Annotated in this window: 14 protein-coding genes and 1 tRNA gene; 10 read left to right on the plus strand and 5 right to left on the minus strand. The window is 54.6% G+C overall.

Annotated elements, in window-relative coordinates:
- Positions 1-12 precede the first annotated feature (12 nt).
- The 5 genes from AUP42_RS09800 to AUP42_RS09820 all read left to right on the plus strand — a co-directional run bounded on the left by AUP42_RS09800 (position 13) and on the right by AUP42_RS09820 (position 3,008).
- Positions 13-88: transfer RNA gene (locus AUP42_RS09800), tRNA-Lys, on the plus strand.
- 267 nt (positions 89-355) lie between these two features.
- Positions 356-1,234 (plus strand): MotA/TolQ/ExbB proton channel family protein, encoded by an 879-nt coding sequence (locus tag AUP42_RS09805; protein WP_062951409.1) that lies wholly within the window; start codon positions 356-358, stop codon positions 1,232-1,234.
- Positions 1,235-1,260: 26 nt separating this feature from the next.
- A complete protein-coding gene (locus AUP42_RS09810; protein WP_062951411.1) occupies positions 1,261-1,650 on the plus strand; it encodes an ExbD/TolR family protein in 390 nt (129 codons plus the stop codon).
- A complete protein-coding gene (locus tag AUP42_RS09815) occupies positions 1,647-2,063 on the plus strand; it encodes an ExbD/TolR family protein (RefSeq protein WP_062951412.1) in 417 nt (138 codons plus the stop codon). Before AUP42_RS09810 ends, AUP42_RS09815 begins: the two co-directional genes overlap by 4 nt.
- Positions 2,064-2,066: 3 nt before the next feature.
- Positions 2,067-3,008 carry an energy transducer TonB gene (locus tag AUP42_RS09820; protein WP_062951414.1) on the plus strand — a complete coding sequence of 314 codons (942 nt, stop codon included), beginning with the start codon at positions 2,067-2,069 and terminating at the stop codon, positions 3,006-3,008.
- A gap of 69 nt (positions 3,009-3,077) precedes the next feature.
- Here the strand turns inward: AUP42_RS09820 and AUP42_RS09825 are convergent, their stop codons facing one another.
- The 3 genes from AUP42_RS09825 to AUP42_RS09835 all read right to left on the minus strand — a co-directional run bounded on the left by AUP42_RS09825 (position 3,078) and on the right by AUP42_RS09835 (position 6,712).
- Positions 3,078-3,368: a DUF2218 domain-containing protein gene (locus AUP42_RS09825; RefSeq protein WP_062951416.1), complete on the minus strand. Its 291-nt coding sequence runs from the start codon at positions 3,366-3,368 to the stop codon at positions 3,078-3,080.
- Between the two features lie 50 nt (positions 3,369-3,418).
- Positions 3,419-4,555: an ABC transporter substrate-binding protein gene (locus AUP42_RS09830; RefSeq protein WP_062951418.1), complete on the minus strand. Its 1,137-nt coding sequence runs from the start codon at positions 4,553-4,555 to the stop codon at positions 3,419-3,421.
- Between the two features lie 111 nt (positions 4,556-4,666).
- Positions 4,667-6,712, minus strand: coding sequence for a TonB-dependent receptor domain-containing protein (locus tag AUP42_RS09835; RefSeq protein WP_062951425.1), 2,046 nt, complete (start codon positions 6,710-6,712; stop codon positions 4,667-4,669).
- 163 nt (positions 6,713-6,875) lie between these two features.
- On the opposite strand from AUP42_RS09835, the gene AUP42_RS09840 reads away from it, so the two are divergent.
- Positions 6,876-7,892, plus strand: a complete 1,017-nt coding sequence (locus AUP42_RS09840; RefSeq protein ID WP_231858226.1) for a helix-turn-helix transcriptional regulator — start codon at positions 6,876-6,878, stop codon at positions 7,890-7,892.
- A gap of 11 nt (positions 7,893-7,903) precedes the next feature.
- Here AUP42_RS09840 and AUP42_RS09845 read toward each other — a convergent pair whose 3' ends face one another.
- Positions 7,904-9,229 (minus strand): globin-coupled sensor protein, encoded by a 1,326-nt coding sequence (locus AUP42_RS09845; protein ID WP_062951427.1) that lies wholly within the window; start codon positions 9,227-9,229, stop codon positions 7,904-7,906.
- Positions 9,230-9,518: 289 nt separating this feature from the next.
- On the opposite strand from AUP42_RS09845, the gene AUP42_RS09850 reads away from it, so the two are divergent.
- From AUP42_RS09850 to AUP42_RS09860, 3 genes are all read left to right on the plus strand, one after another.
- Positions 9,519-9,995 carry a hypothetical protein gene (locus AUP42_RS09850; RefSeq protein WP_062951467.1) on the plus strand — a complete coding sequence of 159 codons (477 nt, stop codon included), beginning with the start codon at positions 9,519-9,521 and terminating at the stop codon, positions 9,993-9,995.
- Positions 9,996-10,136: 141 nt separating this feature from the next.
- Complete coding sequence (locus AUP42_RS09855) at positions 10,137-11,231, plus strand: TRAP transporter substrate-binding protein (protein ID WP_062951429.1); 1,095 nt, start codon at positions 10,137-10,139, stop codon at positions 11,229-11,231.
- Between the two features lie 253 nt (positions 11,232-11,484).
- On the plus strand, positions 11,485-12,579 hold the full coding sequence (locus AUP42_RS09860; protein WP_062951431.1) for a TRAP transporter substrate-binding protein: 1,095 nt from the start codon (positions 11,485-11,487) through the stop codon (positions 12,577-12,579).
- A gap of 100 nt (positions 12,580-12,679) precedes the next feature.
- Here AUP42_RS09860 and AUP42_RS09865 read toward each other — a convergent pair whose 3' ends face one another.
- Positions 12,680-13,072, minus strand: coding sequence for a hypothetical protein (locus AUP42_RS09865; protein ID WP_062951433.1), 393 nt, complete (start codon positions 13,070-13,072; stop codon positions 12,680-12,682).
- 134 nt (positions 13,073-13,206) lie between these two features.
- Here AUP42_RS09865 and AUP42_RS09870 point away from each other — a divergent pair, with 134 nt between their 5' ends.
- Positions 13,207-17,184 (plus strand): NahK/ErcS family hybrid sensor histidine kinase/response regulator, encoded by a 3,978-nt coding sequence (locus tag AUP42_RS09870; RefSeq protein ID WP_062951434.1) that lies wholly within the window; start codon positions 13,207-13,209, stop codon positions 17,182-17,184.
- Positions 17,185-17,635: the final 451 nt, after the last annotated feature.

Below are 17,635 nucleotides of genomic sequence, written 5' to 3' on the forward strand. Positions count from 1 at the left end.
CACCAACGTTGAGGGCCCGTAGCTCAGTTGGTAGAGCAACTGACTTTTAATCAGTTGGCCACAGGTTCGAATCCTGTCGGGCTCACCATTCCAAAACCCCTGGAACCCAGATGTTCCGGGGGTTTTGCTTTTCCGTGGTCTTTTCTGCCTTCAAAAAACGATTCCGCCCAGTTTCAAGGCGTGCGATGGGTACCGTTTTTCGGGCGATGCAATGCGGCCATGCGCGAAAAAAAGCGCATCTTTTCGCAGTTGCGATTGCATCGCAATGTGATTTCTTGTAAGTAATGCAAATCAGTTTCAAACGCGCTGGAGCAGGACGTCCGGCGTTGATCGTATTTTGGATCGGAAGAGTTACATGCCTGAACCCGTAAACCAGCTGTCCGCATCGCCAGATGCGCAGACCCCGCTCGGCCTTGATGGTGCCACCACGGATGCCGCTAACGGTGTGCTTACGCAAACAGCAGATGGGGCGGTAACCTTGGATCCCGAAACCGGTCTGCCGGTAGATGGTGCGTTGGTCACCACCGAAAGCACCATCGTGCCGGATGCCATCAGCAGCCTGCCGGTTTATGACCTTGTCGATCGTGCCGGGGTTGTTGGCTGGGTGCTGGCCGCACTTGCATTAATAGGAATGCTGATTTTCTTCTACAAGCTGGTCGGCTTTATCCGGCGTGGAATTTTTGCCGACGGTTTTGCCAAGGATGTCGAACGTCATCTTTCCAATGGTGACGATAAGCAGGTCGCGCAGATTCTGTCGCGCCGCCGTCATCCTGCTGCCCGCATCGGTCTGTTTGGCATGACATTATCCGTTGCCAATTCCGAAAACCGCGAAGCGGCATCCGATATTATTGCTTCGCACGCGCGCAAGGAAATTGATGGTCTGAACAGCGGTTTGCGAATTATGTCGGCGATTGCGGTGCTTAGCCCGCTTCTGGGCCTGCTGGGTACCGTTATGGGCATGATTGAAGCCTTCCAGAAGATGGAAGGTGCCGGAAGCCGCATTGACCCATCAGTGCTTTCGGGCGGTATCTGGCTTGCACTTCTGACCACGGCAATCGGCCTTGTTGTCGCCATCCCGGCGACCGCGTTTCACATGTGGATGCAGGGCGTTATCGCCCGCGCCGCTGCGGTCATGGAAGATGTCTGCACCATGGTGATCAATCGTGGTGAACTGGCTCAGAAGGGGGCGCTTCGCGCGTCGAATATCGCCGAGCTGCGCCAAGCGGCGGAATAAGCCCGAACAAGGTCGGAATACGCCCTATGCAATTGCGCGATCGAAATCGTGGTGCTTCGCCGATGATCGGTCTGACACCGCTGATTGATGTTGTCTTTATCCTGCTGATCTTTTTCATGCTGGCCTCCAGTTTCCTTGACTGGAAGGGTTTCGAGATGTCGGTGACTGTCACAGACGGTCAGGCGCGCAGCAGCAGCGACGTCCGTCCGGTAACAGTCAATGTTGATGCCAGTGGTGGTTTGTCGCTGAATGGCGAAGCCGTGCCGATTTCCAATCTTGCCGCGACCATTTTACGCAAACATGCTGGTGCCAGTGTTCATCTGCGCCCGGTCAACGGTGCCGATTTGCAGCATTTGATTGTTGTCATGGATGCGCTGGGACGCGGCGGTGTGACGGATGTGGATCTGATCGAATGAAGCGTCGTATCCAGATCTCCGATGACAGCCCGGCACAGGAACCGATGTTGCCTTTGATCAACATCGTCTTTCTTTTGCTGATTTTCTTCATGATTGCCGGAAGCTTGCAAAAGCTGGGACCATTTGATGTGGACCCGCCGGCAAGTTCCACTGCCGAAAGCCAGCCCGAAGATACGATTGTGCTGTGGTTTGGCAAGAATGCCGAAATTGGCATTGATGATCGCCAGGGCAAGATTGCCGATCTGGCGGCTTTGCTACCAGGCGATTATGCCGGGCGGCCAGTCGAAATCCGGGCAGATCGCACCACCGAAGGCGCACGTGTCGTTGCCCTTTTGAAACGGTTGCAAGAGCTTGGCATTGAAAAGGTCCAGTTGATGACCGCTATGGAAGCAGATCAGGGCCAAGACGGATAGAAAATGTCGAAACGCATTGATTTCCTGATCGCGACCGGGTTGACCGGCATTGTTCTTGTCGGGGGTATTGTTCTTGCCATGCCTGAACCACAGCCTGCCGGTTGGGGTGGGGCGGGGGCCGTGCAAAGCATTAGCATCTCGCTAGGCAGCGGACAGGCGACCGAAGGTGAAGCTGAAACACCGGAAGAAAGTGCCGATTCCGAAGACAGCAAACAGGGTGAAAAACCGGTCGAGGAAGTAGAGCCTCAACCGGAACCCGTTCCTGAGCCGGTTGTTGAGCCGGAGCCCGAACCAGAGCCGGAACCGGTTGTCGAAACCGTGCCGGAGCCCGAACCCGAACCGGTTGTTGAACCGGAACCTGTTCCCGAACCTGTTGTCGAGGAAGTGGTCGAGCCTGAACCTGAACCGGTCCCCGAAGTCAGTCCTCTTCTGGCAGACGTCATGCCGGTCCGCAGAAAGCCCGAGCCACCCAAACCGACACCGGAACCGGCAAAAGCGCCCAAGCCTGTTGAAAAGGCCGCCGCCGAACCGATCGAGCAGCCATCTGGCGGTCCAGTGGATTCAGTCAAATCCCAGGGGACGGTTGGCGAAGCAACCCAAAGCCAGGCCGCAAGTTCCGCGTCGGGCAGTGGCGGTGGTGCTGCAATGAGCAGCGCAGCCTTTGTCGATTACCAGACAGCTGTTGTGCAGATGCTGATGCGTTATCGCGAATATCCTGATCGCGCCAAACGGCGCGGTATCGAAGGGCAGAATATGGTCCGCCTGATTATCGAGCGCGATGGCACGGTTTCCCTCTTTGAAATGATTAGCCCGAGTGGCTCATCCATTCTGGATCGCGCGACGCAGGATATGATCGAACGGGTTAAACGTTTTCCGCCATTCCCCGAGGATATGGCGCGCACAGAAATGACATTGACGATCCCGGTGATCTACGACCTTCGCTAAACAGAAAAATGCCAGTCCGGAAGACTGGCATTTTTTAGGACTGGCATTTTTTGTGTCAGAATGGCGGGCTTAGTCCGAACTGTCTTCCCAGACATATTCAATCTGTTCGCGCCATGCGAATTTATCCAGATGTGAAATGATGACGCCTTTCATGGCCTTGATCCCGTCGGCTTTCTCTGACTGTCCCTCAAAGCGCAGGGTGGTGTTATCGGCCTGAATGATGCATGGGCCCATCGGAAAGCTCACATGCCCCTTATCGGGGGTAAAATCGACTTCTACCTTATAGGCAAAGTGCTTGCACAGTTGTTGCAGATATTTGCTGGCATGTTCGGTCTGAACCGATCCTTTGGTTTTGAACATGGATTTACCGATCTCTGATGGTTTCTTATGAGGAAATTGATTGCAGGGGCTTAAGGTTGATCAAGGCCGATCCAGTAAACCCCATCCAGTGCCACCGGCTGGAACCGGTCAAAGAATTCGGCAAGGGTCGCGTCTGGATCAAGGTCGGAAAACTGATCGGGATGGAACCACTTCGCCATCGCCTGTAACAGTGTCACATTCATCGGCGTGTTATAGAAATGATGCCACGCGGCATAGACTTTGCCGTTTTTAACAGCGTCGAGCTGTGGCAAGCCGGTGCGTTCCATGTTTTTGGCCAAGGACGCACGTGATGTTTCGGCATCGGCGTAGGTTCCAAGTATGATACGGCCCACATTCTGCTCGTCGGTCATTGTTGCCCCGCCAATTGCAGTCGCCACATATATATCCGGTTGATCGACCAGTAGCTGTTCGACTGAAATCTGGCTGATGACCCCGGGAATCCGGTCGGCGAAGATGTTTTGCCCACCCGCCATTTCAACAAATTTGCCGATCATCTGGTTGCCCATCGCCTCGCAGCAGGAACCATGCAGGCCAACCCGGCTCTCAAGGAAAACTTTGGGTTTGTCAGAGATGCCTTGTAGGCCGGATGTGACCTTGGCCAGATTGTCTTCATAGAATTTGATGAATGCCTCGGCCTGATCTTCCTTGCCCATCAGTTTGCCAAGAATGCGGATGCTTTTGGGGGTGTTTTCAAACGGTTCGCTGCGGAAGTCGATCATGACAACCGGGATATGGGCCGCCCCGAATTGTCTTAGGACCTCGTGGCTATCCGATCCGGGGCCATGACCACCGTTTATACCGAAAATTGCAACATCGGGTTCAACTGTAATCGCCTTTTCAACGCTGAATGTTGCTTCGCCACTGCGTCCCACCAACGGGATATCGTCAATTTCGGGAAATTTTGCCTGATATTGGGCAAAGGTTGCGGGATCAAGGTTTTTAAATTCGCCCATCATTCCGGCAACCCAGCGGACCGGATTTTCGGGATCAAGGATGCCAAGGCTTGGCAAAAAGCGGCCTTCGCCAAGGATCATATGTTTAACGGGGACCTCAATGGTGACCTCGCGACCCGAGACATCGGTCAGCGTGATGGTTTCTTTGGCCTGGGCCAATCCGCCGATCATCGACGTGAGGGTTGCCAGAGCAAGAAGGCATTTGAATTTCATGGCAAAAGTCCTGCTGGAGTATTTATGGGGTGGCATACGTTCTGAAACGCCGAAATGGGCGGCACGAATGCCACCCATCACGGATTTCAAACCGGCTGGAAAATTGTCTGATCAGAACGTCACCTTTGCAGAAACAAGGAAGGTGCGTCCCGGTTCGTGATATGGTTCTCCGACTTGAGCACTGTCATAGCCCGGGGTTGCACGGTCGATATAGTCGCGATCAAAAATGTTCAGGGCATCAACGCGCAGGGTCACCGCGTTATTCAGAGCTTCCGGCTTCCATTCCCCGTAAAGATTGGCCACGAAATAGGTATCGAGTTTCGGGAAACCGTTTTCCTCGGGATCATCGTTTGCCAGAGCAAGTTCGGACGTTGTACCGACCCGCACACCAAGGTCATCCCATCCGTGTGCAACTTCAAAGGTGAAGATATCGCCCTGCAGAACGCCCTGATAGGATGCATTGGTGCTGAGAGGCGCATCACCATCTGTTTCGACATCCGTGTGGGAATAGGTCACACGGGCAAAACCCGGACCGTAGTTGTAAGCCGCTGACAGGTTGTAGCCCTGCGTGACGAGATCGATGGTTGTGTTGCGGTAAACCGTACTGCCAACCACGGATCCGGTCAGATCGTGGGAATCATCAATCTTGTTGTAGAATACGTTACCGTCAAGCGACCAGCCACCTTCGGAATAACGTGTGCCGACCTTGAAGTTTTTGGAGCGTGAAGGCGAAAATCCGTCATAATTCCAGACGCCACTGAAATTGTAGATCGCGGATTCACCAAGTGGAAGTCCGCCAAACTGTGTTCCAGCCCCGCCATAAACAGTAACCGTTTCAACGACATCGTACTCGGTATTCACGTTGCCGCTTAGTCCGAATTCCTCGAAATCGGTTCCGTCAACGCCTTCGAACCACTGACGGTCTGCACGGCCACCAAATGATACGCGCCAGGCATCGGTCAGCGACAGTCGGGCTTGCGAAAACGCACCGATATTGGTTGTGGTTTCGCTATAGCTTCCGTCGCGAGGCGTGCGGTCATGGGTGCCGGTAGCTTCATCGTGATAGAAATCCAGACCGGCCGTCACATCGCCCATGCCGACATCAAATGTATTGGCAGCCTTGCCGTTGATGGTCTCGATCTCGGACTGTACATGATAGAAATTCGGACCGCCCTGAAGGCGGGGAACATCAAGATTGGTTTTACTGTAATTCAGGCTGAATTCCGGTGCCAGCAGGTCTCCCGGCATTTCATCGACATAGCTGACACCCAGCGATGTATCCTTGTAGGAAATCCATTGTGGCAGTTGCCCGCCAGCAAGCGATCCGAAGTTCGGCCGGGCAGGGCGTACGCCCTCGTCTTCAAAATGGCTGGCAAAGGCTTCTATCCGCGATCCCTCGTTCCCAGTGAACGCAAATTTGCCAAGCCCATTCTTGCTGCCATCTGCGGTGCCGACAACTTCATCGCCGTCGCCATCCTTGTAGTTGCCCTGATTGCTGTTCTGGACATAGCCAAGTGCTTCAAACCCATCATGCTGACCGGCAATCGTCAGCCATTCGCTAAAGCCTTTTGTATTGCTGTTATACTGGATTTTGGCCGATCCGCCGAAAGGATCGTCCGGTGACAGAACGTCACGTGCATCCTTGGTTTCATACGCCATCGATCCGCCAAGCGCGTTCGGTCCCGCGTCGGCAGGCGCGACACCGGACTCAACGCGCACGGTTTTGAGCATACCCGGATCAATCAGTGCGGTGCCGATATGGTGATAGGTTGAGTCAACCTGACGTGTGCCATCAATCTGGACATTGAGCTTGGTATTCTCGATGCCCTGCACATAGACCTTCTGGGAAATCTTGGTTGGCCCGCCAACAGTTACTGCTGCTTCTCCCGCGAAGACATCCTTGATGTCCTGGGGGTTGGTGCGGTCCAGTTGTTCCTGGGTGATCGTTACACCACCGGCCGCCGTTTGGGCGGTATCCCGGCCAGCGGTGACTTCGATCGGCGTCAGGATGGTTTCGTTTTCGGCTTTGGTTTCTTGTGCGATGGCTGCGACCGGCAATACCGTCAGGGCAACGCCGGCAAGCAGGGTTGCGCGGCACAGGCCATAAACCGGTTGACGGCATTTGCCCGGCAATACCGGTCTGGATGACTGCGACATGCTGATTTCCTTATCAAATAAATTTGCCAAATGCGAATGATTTTGAATATTATTAGCTGGGTGGTCCGGGCAATCGTAATACCGTTTGCGAGATCGCCATTGATGTTTGCGAAAACACAAATATCGCGCGTGGCAGGAAATCAGGACTTGGAAAGGCTTCGATATGGCGTTTGATCAGCAGCATGCGCCGCAACGGGTGCGGCGTAATGTGACACGGCGCGAAACCATCACCGGTCAGCAGCTTGAGGATTTCGGAACAGCGTTGCCTGGAAACGCGGCTGACGGTATTCGTCGTCGTCCGATGATGAGCGGACGGTTATCCAACGACAATCTTCAGTCATTCCTGAATATTCACACCACCGATACCGTTAGCATGCAGGATGCTGCGGTGAAATTTCCGGTCAATCCGGCGGTAACTGTTGCGATCGTCTTGCGGGGGCGGGTACGCGGTGCGTTCGATAATGTCCCGTTTGACCTTGATGCCCGCATACAGCCGGTCGGGTTTATCTGGGCGTTATCCCAACCGGTCATGCTGCATCGAGAACTGCAAAAGGGTGACGATGTCAGCAAGGTGATGATTTCGGCAAAGTATGACTGGGTCGTCAAACGGGTTTGCAACGGTGACAGTCGACATGCAGCCATCAACGATTTCATTCATGCAGGGATTTCCGTGCGCCAATGGCAACCATCGCGTCGCGCAATCGCGCTTGCCGATCAATTGCTGTATCCGCCAACCGATGATCCGCTGTTTCGCGATTTATATGCCGAAAGCCGTGGATTGGAAATTCTCGCCGAGGCACTCGGTTCGCTGCGCCCGGACGCTGAATTTATCGCGGAGGGAAGTGCCGAACCCGACGCACTTGAACATCACCAGAAGGCCCAGGAAATTCGCGATTATATCAAAGACCATATTCTTGATGATCTGACATTGTCAGGGCTGTCTGAAAAGCTCGGCATGAGCATTGCCAGCCTGCAACGCATTTTCAAGAATGCCTATGGCACCACTGTCAAGGATTTCATCCGCGAGAGCCGCCTGATCGCGGCGCGCGATGCCATGGAAAAAGACGGCCTGACGATTGGTCAGGCCGCCTGGATGGCCGGATATTCAAGTCCGGCAAATTTTGCAACCGCGTTCAAACGGGTCTTTGGCATATCACCTTCCGATGCAAGGGACCGGTAAATCCGTTTTGCTCAACTGGTTTCTGTCAATCGAGATACAAAGTTGTTCACATCGGTCTTAAGCTGGCGGGAATGCTGTTTAAGAACCTGCGAAACCTTGTAAACTTCTTCTGCGACCGTTCCGGTACGATGCGCGGTGCCGCTGACCGATTCCAGGCTGGTGTTGACATTGCCGTTTGCGGACGAAACGGATGTGATGTTCGTGCTGATTTCCGTGGTTGCAGCGGCTTGCTGTTCGACGGCCGCCGAAATGGCGGTGATGGAATCAACAATTGAACTGATCTGGCCTGCAACCTCGCGGATTGCTGTAACTGCGGCCGATGTATTCTGCTGCACATTGTTGATCTGGGTAGTGATATCACCGGTTGCCTTTGCCGTCTGGTTGGCAAGGTTTTTGACCTCGCTTGCGACCACGGCAAAGCCTTTGCCCGCATCACCGGCGCGTGCTGCCTCGATGGTGGCGTTTAGCGCCAGAAGGTTGGTCTGATTTGCAATTTTATCGATCAGATCGACAACCGTTCCGATTTGCTCGGCCGAGACATTCAGCGACTCAATGACATCCGACGTCGCCTGCACGGAACTTTCAACTTCGTTTGATACGGTCGAGGCACGCGAAATCTGGCTTGAAATCTCGCGAATGGAACTGTCAAGTTCTTCGGCTGATCCTGCCACTGTTGATGCATTTGAAGCCGATATCTCGGCGGCGGATTTTGCGTTTTCCACCTGCTCGGTGGTTTGGCCCATGCTACTGATCAGGGTTTCCGAGGCGCTTGACATGTCTTCTGCCGAACTTGCCAGTGCTTCGACGACCTTGGAGACGGTTGCCTCGAACTCGCCCGACATTTTCGCCAGACGGTTGCTGTATGTTTTCTGGGTTTCCTCGTAATAGACGGTGATTGCCATTTCCATATCGACAAGAATGGCGTTGGTTGAGGCCGTCACGATTTGGGAAACTGCTGAATCTTTGCGGAAATATGCATAAAGAATGTCGCAAAGCCGGGCGAGCAGAAAGTTGTATGCCGAAACATAGGATTCAGGTGTTAACCCGATGATTTCATGGGCTTTCCCGATCCGGCGCACATCGTCGTAATAGACCTGGTCAAATGTACCGTCGAACAGCTTTGCCCAGTGTTTGCGCTGTGCATTTTTCAGACGTTCGATATTTGATGGATCACCGATAATTTTTGCCAGATCACCGCGGGCCATCACCTTGCGGTAAAATTCGTCCAGTATCGGGGCCAGATTTTTTTCGATTATTGGCCATGCCTTTTTCAGATGAGCCGCTTTCCTGTCATCAAAATCGATGAATTCAAGACGGCGTTTAAGTTCCTGATGCATTCTTGTCCCTCGTCGCTCGCTATCACAAATTTCCGGGGTGCGTGGCAGTACCTTAGGTTGGATATGAAGATTATAATGTTAACTATCCAAAAGGGTGGGAAAGGTTCGGTTTTGAAGTGAACTTTCAAAATATAACGTTTTCTGCCAATTGTTTGCAGCATTATCTAATAATATATGGCGCAACAAATGCAACTATGGCGGGTGTTTTGTGTGGCCAAGATCACGAATGTGTTTCTGGTACGTCGTCAGGCAGATCAATTCTGTCCCTGATGAACGCGAAGGAAACATCATGCCGATCAATGCCAACCAGTTGCGTCAATCCATTGTTCGACCTGTTCTGCAAAATCTTGGTCTGTGGTCACAGGCCGCGGAAAATCTGATCATGGGAACCGCCGCCCAGGAAAGTGGACTTGGCACCTATGTTGAACAGGTCGGCGGTGGTCCGGCCCGCGGGATTTTCCAGATGGAACCGGCAACCCTGAATGATTGCTATGTCAATTTTCTGGATTACCGGGCCGATCTGAAGGGCAAGATTGATGCCTATCTGGCGCCGCAACCGGACAAGGCAACGCAGTTGGCAACCAACAATGCCTATGCCGCCGCCATGTGCCGGGTTCGTTATATGCGGGTCAGTGCCGCCTTGCCCGATGCAAACGATATCCCCGGTCTCGCGGCCTATTGGAAGCAGTATTACAACACTGCCGGTGGCAAGGGGACGACGGACGAGTTTATCGCCAATTACAATCGTTACCTTGGCAGCAGCTAAGCTGCCGTAACGTCGGCGAAAAAATCCGCATTGTTCTACGCAAAAATAGTGGCATATGCGCGATCTTTTCGCCAAAATCCCCAAACGCTTAGCGGTGATTGCGCAAAAAATCACCAAAGTAAAAGAGTTTAGGGGGTTACAATGAAACGTCGTCAGTTCCTTAAAGGGGCCGGTATTGGTGCCGGTGCCGCGGTTGCGGCCAGTGTTGCCGCACCGGCCATCGTATCCGCACAGGAAAGCCTGAATTGGCGGATGGTCATGCCGTGGCCCAAAGGGACGCCGGGCCTTGGCACCAATGCCGAAAAATTTGCTGCCATGGTCAAGGAAATGTCCAATGGCCGTCTGAGCATTTCGGTTTTTGGTGCTGGCGAAATCGTCCCGCCGTTCGAATGCATGGATGCGGTCGAACAGGGCGTGGTCGAAATGGCGCACGGTACCCCTTATTACTGGCAGGGCAAGAACCCGGCGCTGAACTTCTTTTCGACCATTCCGTTTGGTCTGACGGCGTGGGAACTTTCCGCTTGGCTGCGTTTTGGTGGCGGGCAGGAGCTTTGGGAGGAAGCCTATGCCGAGTTTAATGTTGTGCCGTTCTATGCCGGTAACTCGGGCATGCAGGCTGGTGGCTGGTTCAACAAGGAAATCAATTCTGTCGAGGACCTGAAGGGGCTTAAAGCCCGTTACGCCGGTCTGGGTGGCGAAGCAATGCGCCGCCTTGGTGCCAATATCACCATGCTGCCGCCGGGCGAAATTCTGCCTGCGATGCAGTCCGGTGCGATTGATGCCGCCGAATGGGTCGGTCCGTGGAACGATCTTGCATTTGGCCTCTATCAGGTTGCCAAATTCTATTATACCCCGGCATTCCATGAACCCGGACCGGGCCTTGAAATCTTTATTTCCAAGGAAAAGTTCGACGCGCTTGGCGCCGATCTGCAGGCGATCATTCGCTATGCCGCGCAGGCAATTGCCGAAAATACGCTAGCCGACTTTACCTACAATAACCTGCAATCCTATCAGCCGTTGATCGACAAAGGGGTTGAAGTGCGCCAGTTCTCGGACGATGTCATTCTCGCACTGGCCGAACAGTCGAATGCCGCCGTCGAAGAGATTGCCGCCAAGAATGATCTGAGCGGCAGGATCGCTGAAAGCTATCTTGCGCTGGTCAAGAAAGCCGCCCGTTACGGCAAGGAATTCGAGGCGACCGGTCTTTTGCAGCGTGCAAAGGTTTGGGGCTACTAAGTTCGGATACGGAAATATAATCATTGGAAAACGGGGCTGCCGTCGGGCGGCCCCGTTTTTGTTTGTCACACTTAGGGGTGAAAATTGACCGGCCTTATATACAAGCCATGCGTGTGGCGGGATGCTGCCTCCCGCAAAGATGAATTGTTGGGGGCGGCAAAAACGCTAACTTCGAACGCTTGCAAAGTTACGAATGTAATATTCGAAGCTGTTTTGCGCAAAAAATTGCCAATATGAATTGGGGAGCCCCACAATGAAACGTCGTCAGTTCCTGACGGGTGCCAGCATGGCCGCCGGTGCCTTTGCCGCCAGCAGTGTCGCACCTTCAATTGCCAAAGCCGATGAACAGATCCACTGGCGCATGGTGATGCCCTGGCCGAAAGGCACGCCAGGCCTTGGTGCCAATGGCGAAAAATTCGCCGAGCGCGTGACCAAAATGTCAGGCGGCCGCCTTAAGATCACCGTTTACGGCGCAGGCGAACTTGTTCCGGCATTCGAATGCATGGATGCGGTCGAGCAGGGCGTCGCCGAGCTGGCACATGGCACCCCCTATTACTGGGCGGGCAAGGATGCCGGTGTAAACTTCTTTTCGACGATCCCGTTCGGCCTGATGGGCTGGGAGCTTTCGGGCTGGCTGCGTTTTGGTGGCGGGCAGGAACTTTGGGATGAGCTTTATGCCCAGTTCAACGTCAAGCCGTTCGCTGCCGGGAATACCGGTTTGCAGGCTGGTGGCTGGTTCAACAAGGAAATCAACACCGTCGAGGACATCAAGGGCATCAAAATGCGCTATGCCGGGATCGGTGGTGAAGCGATGCGTCGCCTGGGTGCCAATGTGACGATGTTGCCCGCAGCCGAAATCCTGCCGGCCATGCAGTCCGGCGCGATTGATGCCGCCGAATGGGTTGGCCCGTGGAATGACTATGCGTTTGGTCTGACCCAGGTTGGCAAATATTATTACACCCCGGCCTTTGCCGAGCCGGGCACGGGTATTGAAGTGTTTGTCAACAAGGACAAATTCGCGGAATTGCCCGAAGACCTTCAGGAAATCTTCGCCGTCGCAGCACAGGCCAATCTTGAACAGACGCTGGCAGATTTCACCTTCCACAACATCCAGTCCTATCAGGCGGTGTTGGCCAAGGGGGCGGAAATCCGTCATTTCAGCGATGATGTGATTGCAGCCCTTGCGACCGAGGTCAAGGCAGCGGTCAAGGAAATCGCCGATCAGAACGAACTGAACGGCCGTATTCATGCGTCCTACATGGATTTCGTGAAAAAGGCTGCACCGTATGGCAAAGAGTTCGAAGCCACCGGCCTTTTGCAGCGTGCCAATGTCTGGGCCGATGCGTAACAGGCGTTCGATCTGATAGTCGGCGAAAAACAAAAGCGGCATCTTCGGATGCCGCTTTTTTCATGCCAATGGAACCGGCTCACAGAACCGGGGCAGATGCCTAATGCACGGTTGGCGAACCGGGGGGCATCGGAAGGTCGAAGGTGAATTTGTCCTGACCTTCATATTCTTCAAGCGCGATCCGCTTGACCAGTTCCGAACCCAGTGCGAGCGAGGTTTCAATCGCCCATTTAAGCTGATTTACCGCCCCTTCGTTGCCCGCGGCGAGGGCTTCGGGGAGGATGCGTTCCTGCAGGAATTTGGCAACCCCGGCAAAGGCACGGGCGGCACTTTCGCAATTGGCACGTTCAACAACAAAGCGTCCGGAATGTTCTATGGCGGTCGCGATGCCGGAAAGATGGCCCATCATGACCTTTATCTCGCGGTCGTCGCTTTCGGTTTTCTTTGCGACAAAGCGCAGAATTCCGGCGTAAAATCCATAATCGGAAGGCATGTCGATCCTGATCGTTCTTGGTCTTTGGTCGGGTTTGGATTTGCGTCGTTTTAGTCCATAAGCGCGCCGTGGTATAGTCTAAACGCCAACCGCCTGATCTGGCGGCATTATCAATACGCGGAGCCATAAGCCGGATGCTTCAGGGCGGACTTATTTTCATTGTTGCCATGGCCTATATCGGGCTTCTGTTTGCGATTGCGCATTATGGTGACAAATATGCCGAAAAATGGCGGGCATCACGCCTGAAGCCCAGCATCTATGCGCTTTCAATGGCGGTCTATTGCACGAGCTGGACGTTTTTCGGCTCGGTCGGCACTGCATCCACACGCGGCTGGGCGTTCCTGCCGATCTATATCGGCCCAATCATCATGATGGTTGTCGGTTTTGGTGTGATGACCAAGATCGCCACCGTGTGTCGCGAACAGAACATCACCTCCATCGCCGATTTTCTAGGCTCGCGATATGGCAAAAGCCAGAGTCTGGCAGCCCTTGTGGCGATCATTGCCGTGATCGGGGTTCTGGCCTATATCGCGCTTCAGCTTAAAGCGGTGTCGCTGTCATTCGATGTTCTGATCGGCGAGGTCGGCGAACAGATCGTGCGCCACAGTGCCGCAGATTTTTCCAAGGATACGGCGTTTTACGTCACCATTCTGATGGCGGTTTTTGCGATCCTGTTCGGGGTGCGTTATATCCATGCGTCCGAACATCATGACGGTTTGATCCTTGCGGTGGCGTTCGAAAGCCTGGTCAAGCTCGTGGCGCTTTTATTCGTCGGGCTGTTTGTGGTTTACGGCCTGTTTGACGGTTTTGGTGACATGCAAATTCGGGCCGCAGCCAATCCCGACATTACCGAAATGTTCAAGCCCGATGCCTGGCTGACATCGCATTTCTTCATTTCGACCCTGCTGGCGCTGTTTGCAATTTTCTGTCTGCCGCGCCAGTTCCATGTGACATTTGTTGAAAATGACGACAGCCGGAATTTGAAATCGGCGCGCTGGCTTTTTCCGGGCTATCTGATTGCGATCAATATTTTCGTCGTGCCGATTGCGATTGCCGGGATTCTGCTGTTTGGCGGTGATCCGGCGGTCAATCCCGATACGTTTGTTCTGACCCTGCCGTTGCTGGGTGGGGAAAACTGGCTGGCGGTGTTTGCCTTTGTCGGGGGGCTTTCGGCCAGTACCGGCATGGTGATCGTATCCTGTGTCGCGGTGTCCACGATGGTCTGTAACGATCTGGTCATGCCGCTTTTGCTGCGGTCGCAGAAATTGCAGGGGCGGTTTGCCGGGGATGTCAGCCAGGTTCTGCTTAAAGTTCGCCGGGCCGCGATCATTGCCATCCTGTTTCTGGCCTATGGCTTTTACCGGTTCCTGTCGGAAAAATACGCGCTGGCCGATATCGGGCTTTTGTCCTTTGCCGCGGTGGCGCAATTTGGCCCGGCGGTTCTGGCGGCGATTTACCTTAAATCGATCAACCGCACCGGGGTTCGCATCGGTCTGATTTCCGGTTTTGTGCTGTGGACCTATACCCTGCTTCTGCCAAGCTTTATCCAAAGCGGCCTGTTGCCGATGTCGATCCTGACGGACGGGCCGCTTGGCATTGGTATCCTGCGCCCGCAGGCATTGCTGGGTGTGGGGATCGAGGATCATCTGACCCATGGGGTTGTCTGGTCGCTTGGGGTTAATTTCGTCCTGATGTTTGTCGGATCGGCGATTGGTGTGCAGGGTGTCACCCAGCGCCGCCAGGCCCAGCTTTTTGTCGATATCTATCGCAAGGATACCAAGGCGCGCAATGACACATGGCCCGGTCGCGTGACCCTTGGCGATCTTGAAGACCTTGCCGCGCGCTTCCTTGGCAAACACTGGGCGCAACGTGCGTTTCGCACTTACCTCAAGCAGCGCGGGGATGACAGCAAACGATCCGACATTGCCGATTTTGATGCGGCGAATTTCACCGAACATCTGTTATCGGGCGCGGTCGGGGCGGCGTCATCGCGCGTGGTGATGGCGCTTCTGCTGCCCGATAAGGCCGTATCGCGGCGCGATGCGATGGAGCTTCTCGATGAAGCGTCCGAGGCGATCAAATTCAACCGGGACCTTTTGCTCAATACGCTTGAAAACATTTCGCAAGGGGTCGGGGTGTTTGACCAGAATTTGCGTCTGGCGACCTGGAACCATCGCTTTATTGATCTGCTGGGCATCACCGCAAGCGACATTCAGGTCACGTTGCCATTATCGGAACTTGTGGATATCTGCCGCGACAATGGCGCGCGCGCGGTCGATATCGATATCCTTCTGGGGCGTAATGCCGCCCCGCAAATGCGCAGATTGCCCCATACGTATGAGCGGAAACGGGCAGATGGCATGGTGCTTGAAATGCGGACAAACCCGATGCCCGATGGCGGGTTTGTCGCGACCATTGCCGACATCACGGCCCGTGTCCGGACCGAAGAGGCATTGCGCGAGAGCGAGCGCAACATTCGCATCTATACCGATAACATCCCGGTCATGATCGCCTATGCCGACAAAAACCAGCGGCTGCGTTTTACGAACCGCCCGTATGAGCGGATGTTTGGCATCCGTCGGATCGAGGCGCATGGCATGGCGGTGCGCGAAGCGGTGGGCGAGGAGCGTTATGTCCGGCTGGAGCCGATGATCCGCGCGGTACTGGAAGGCTATCGCCAGAGCTTCGAGATCGATTTTCCCGCCCCCAAAGAAGGCTGGGGGGCGAGTGACGGCAGCGAACGCGAAGCCCGTTATGCCGAGGGGACATATATCCCGCACTTTGACGAAACCGGCGAAGTGCTTGGTTATTTCTGTATCTATCACGACATCACCGAACGCCGGAATGCCGAACGTGCCCTTAAGGACGCCAACGAGGGGCTTGAGGCCCGCGTAACGGAACGTACCCACGCGCTTGAGGAACTGAACTCGGAGCTTTCGGTTGCCAAGGAACAGGCCGAAACGGCGAACGATACCAAAACCCGGTTCTTTGCCGCGGCCAGCCATGACCTTTTGCAGCCGTTAAATGCCGCACGGCTGTTTACCGTGGCGCTGGGCGGCAAGGAGCTTCGCGACGATATCCATGATCTGGTCAACAAGGTTGATCTGTCGCTGAAGGGGGTTGAGGAACTGCTCAACGAGCTTCTGGATATATGTAAACTTGATGCCGGGGCGATGCAGCCCACCATTCGCGATTTCCGGGTTTCGGATGTGCTTAATGCGCTCAAGACCGAATTCACCCCGGTGGCGGAAAAGGCCGGGCTTCGGTTTGCGGTTCATCCGCGTGATGTCTGGGTCAAAAGCGACAGCAGGCTTCTGCGCCGCATCCTGCAAAACTTTATCTCCAACGCGCTGCGCTATACCCGCCATGGCGGGGCGGTGGTCGGCTGCCGAATGCGCGGTGACAAGATCAGGATCGAGGTCTGGGATAGCGGGCCGGGTATCCCAGAGGACAAGCTTAAGATCATCTTCCGCGAATTCCATCGCCTTGAGGGGCCGGAAACCACCGATGTGAAGGGGCTTGGCCTTGGTCTTGCGATTGTCGATCGTCTTGGCCGGTCGCTGGATCACACGGTTTCGGTGCGATCGCGCCCGGGGCGGGGGACGGTTTTCTCGGTCGATGTGCCGATTGGCATTGTTGACGAGGCCGCAATGCCCAAACCACGCCGTCGGATGGCAGGCGAACTGGGCGGTTTGCGCGTCCTTTGCATCGATAATGAACCCGATATCCTTGATGGCATGCGGGCCATGCTGGAAAACTGGAATTGCGTGGTGACGACTGCGCGGTCAGGGATTGATGCCGAGAAGCTTCTGGTTCCGCAGAAAGTAGTGGCGGACAAGGAGGGATTCGAACCTGTCTTTGCCCCCGATATCATCCTTGCCGACTATCACCTGAGCTCCGGCGAAACCGGGCTTGATGTCCTGATCAGGCTGCGGGACCAGCACGGTTTTGATATTCCCGGCGTGGTGATTACGGCGGATCGCAGCACCGAGACGGCGGAACTGATCCGCGCCGAGAGATTCGCACTGCTCAACAAGCCACTCCGCCCGGCGAAATTGCGCGCATTGATGACACGGGCATTGAACCGGCAAAGCTCGGATGCAGCGGAATAGGGTGCCAAGTATCCTGTAAAGCATTGAAAAACTCTACTTTTTTCCTGTCGGAGAATTTTCTTTGATTTTCCGGAAAATTGTTCTTGATTTGTTCTTTTGTTTATGGCATAAAGACAAAGTCAACAGGAGAAATGCACCCGGACCCAAAACCCGCAAAGCGTGATTCGCTTTCGCGGGTTTTTGCGTTTTGGGCCAAAGACAGGAAAACGACGATGACGGTGCAGCAATCTGACAGGTCGAAAGGACGACGGCGACATCGCCAAAGGGGCATCAATGGCACATGGAAAAGTCATTACGGCGGTCGTGTGTCCGGGCCATGAGGCCAAGGGAAATTGGCGGAAAATTGGTGTGAATCATGACGGGAGAGATGTGTCCTTTGGGTGAGGGTAGGCTGATCGGAGCGAGGTGATCCGGGGTGAGGCGATGCCGGGGATCATCTGGCTTGGCGACG

This window comes from Thalassospira lucentensis (genome assembly GCF_001613805.1).
Classification (GTDB): Bacteria; Pseudomonadota; Alphaproteobacteria; order Rhodospirillales; family Thalassospiraceae; genus Thalassospira; species Thalassospira lucentensis_A.

Coding starts and splice junctions, on each gene's coding strand:
- AUP42_RS09850 (WP_062951467.1), top strand. CDS start 9,519: ATGCCGATCAATGCCAACCAGTTGCGTCAATCCATTGTTCGACCTGTT.
- AUP42_RS09860 (WP_062951431.1), top strand. CDS start 11,485: ATGAAACGTCGTCAGTTCCTGACGGGTGCCAGCATGGCCGCCGGTGCC.
- AUP42_RS09825 (WP_062951416.1), bottom strand. CDS start 3,368: ATGTTCAAAACCAAAGGATCGGTTCAGACCGAACATGCCAGCAAATAT.
- AUP42_RS09805 (WP_062951409.1), top strand. CDS start 356: ATGCCTGAACCCGTAAACCAGCTGTCCGCATCGCCAGATGCGCAGACC.
- AUP42_RS09835 (WP_062951425.1), bottom strand. CDS start 6,712: ATGTCGCAGTCATCCAGACCGGTATTGCCGGGCAAATGCCGTCAACCG.
- AUP42_RS09855 (WP_062951429.1), top strand. CDS start 10,137: ATGAAACGTCGTCAGTTCCTTAAAGGGGCCGGTATTGGTGCCGGTGCC.
- AUP42_RS09865 (WP_062951433.1), bottom strand. CDS start 13,072: ATGCCTTCCGATTATGGATTTTACGCCGGAATTCTGCGCTTTGTCGCA.
- AUP42_RS09815 (WP_062951412.1), top strand. CDS start 1,647: ATGAAGCGTCGTATCCAGATCTCCGATGACAGCCCGGCACAGGAACCG.
- AUP42_RS09830 (WP_062951418.1), bottom strand. CDS start 4,555: ATGAAATTCAAATGCCTTCTTGCTCTGGCAACCCTCACGTCGATGATC.
- AUP42_RS09840 (WP_231858226.1), top strand. CDS start 6,876: ATGGCGTTTGATCAGCAGCATGCGCCGCAACGGGTGCGGCGTAATGTG.
- AUP42_RS09845 (WP_062951427.1), bottom strand. CDS start 9,229: ATGCATCAGGAACTTAAACGCCGTCTTGAATTCATCGATTTTGATGAC.
- AUP42_RS09820 (WP_062951414.1), top strand. CDS start 2,067: ATGTCGAAACGCATTGATTTCCTGATCGCGACCGGGTTGACCGGCATT.
- AUP42_RS09870 (WP_062951434.1), top strand. CDS start 13,207: ATGCTTCAGGGCGGACTTATTTTCATTGTTGCCATGGCCTATATCGGG.
- AUP42_RS09810 (WP_062951411.1), top strand. CDS start 1,261: ATGCAATTGCGCGATCGAAATCGTGGTGCTTCGCCGATGATCGGTCTG.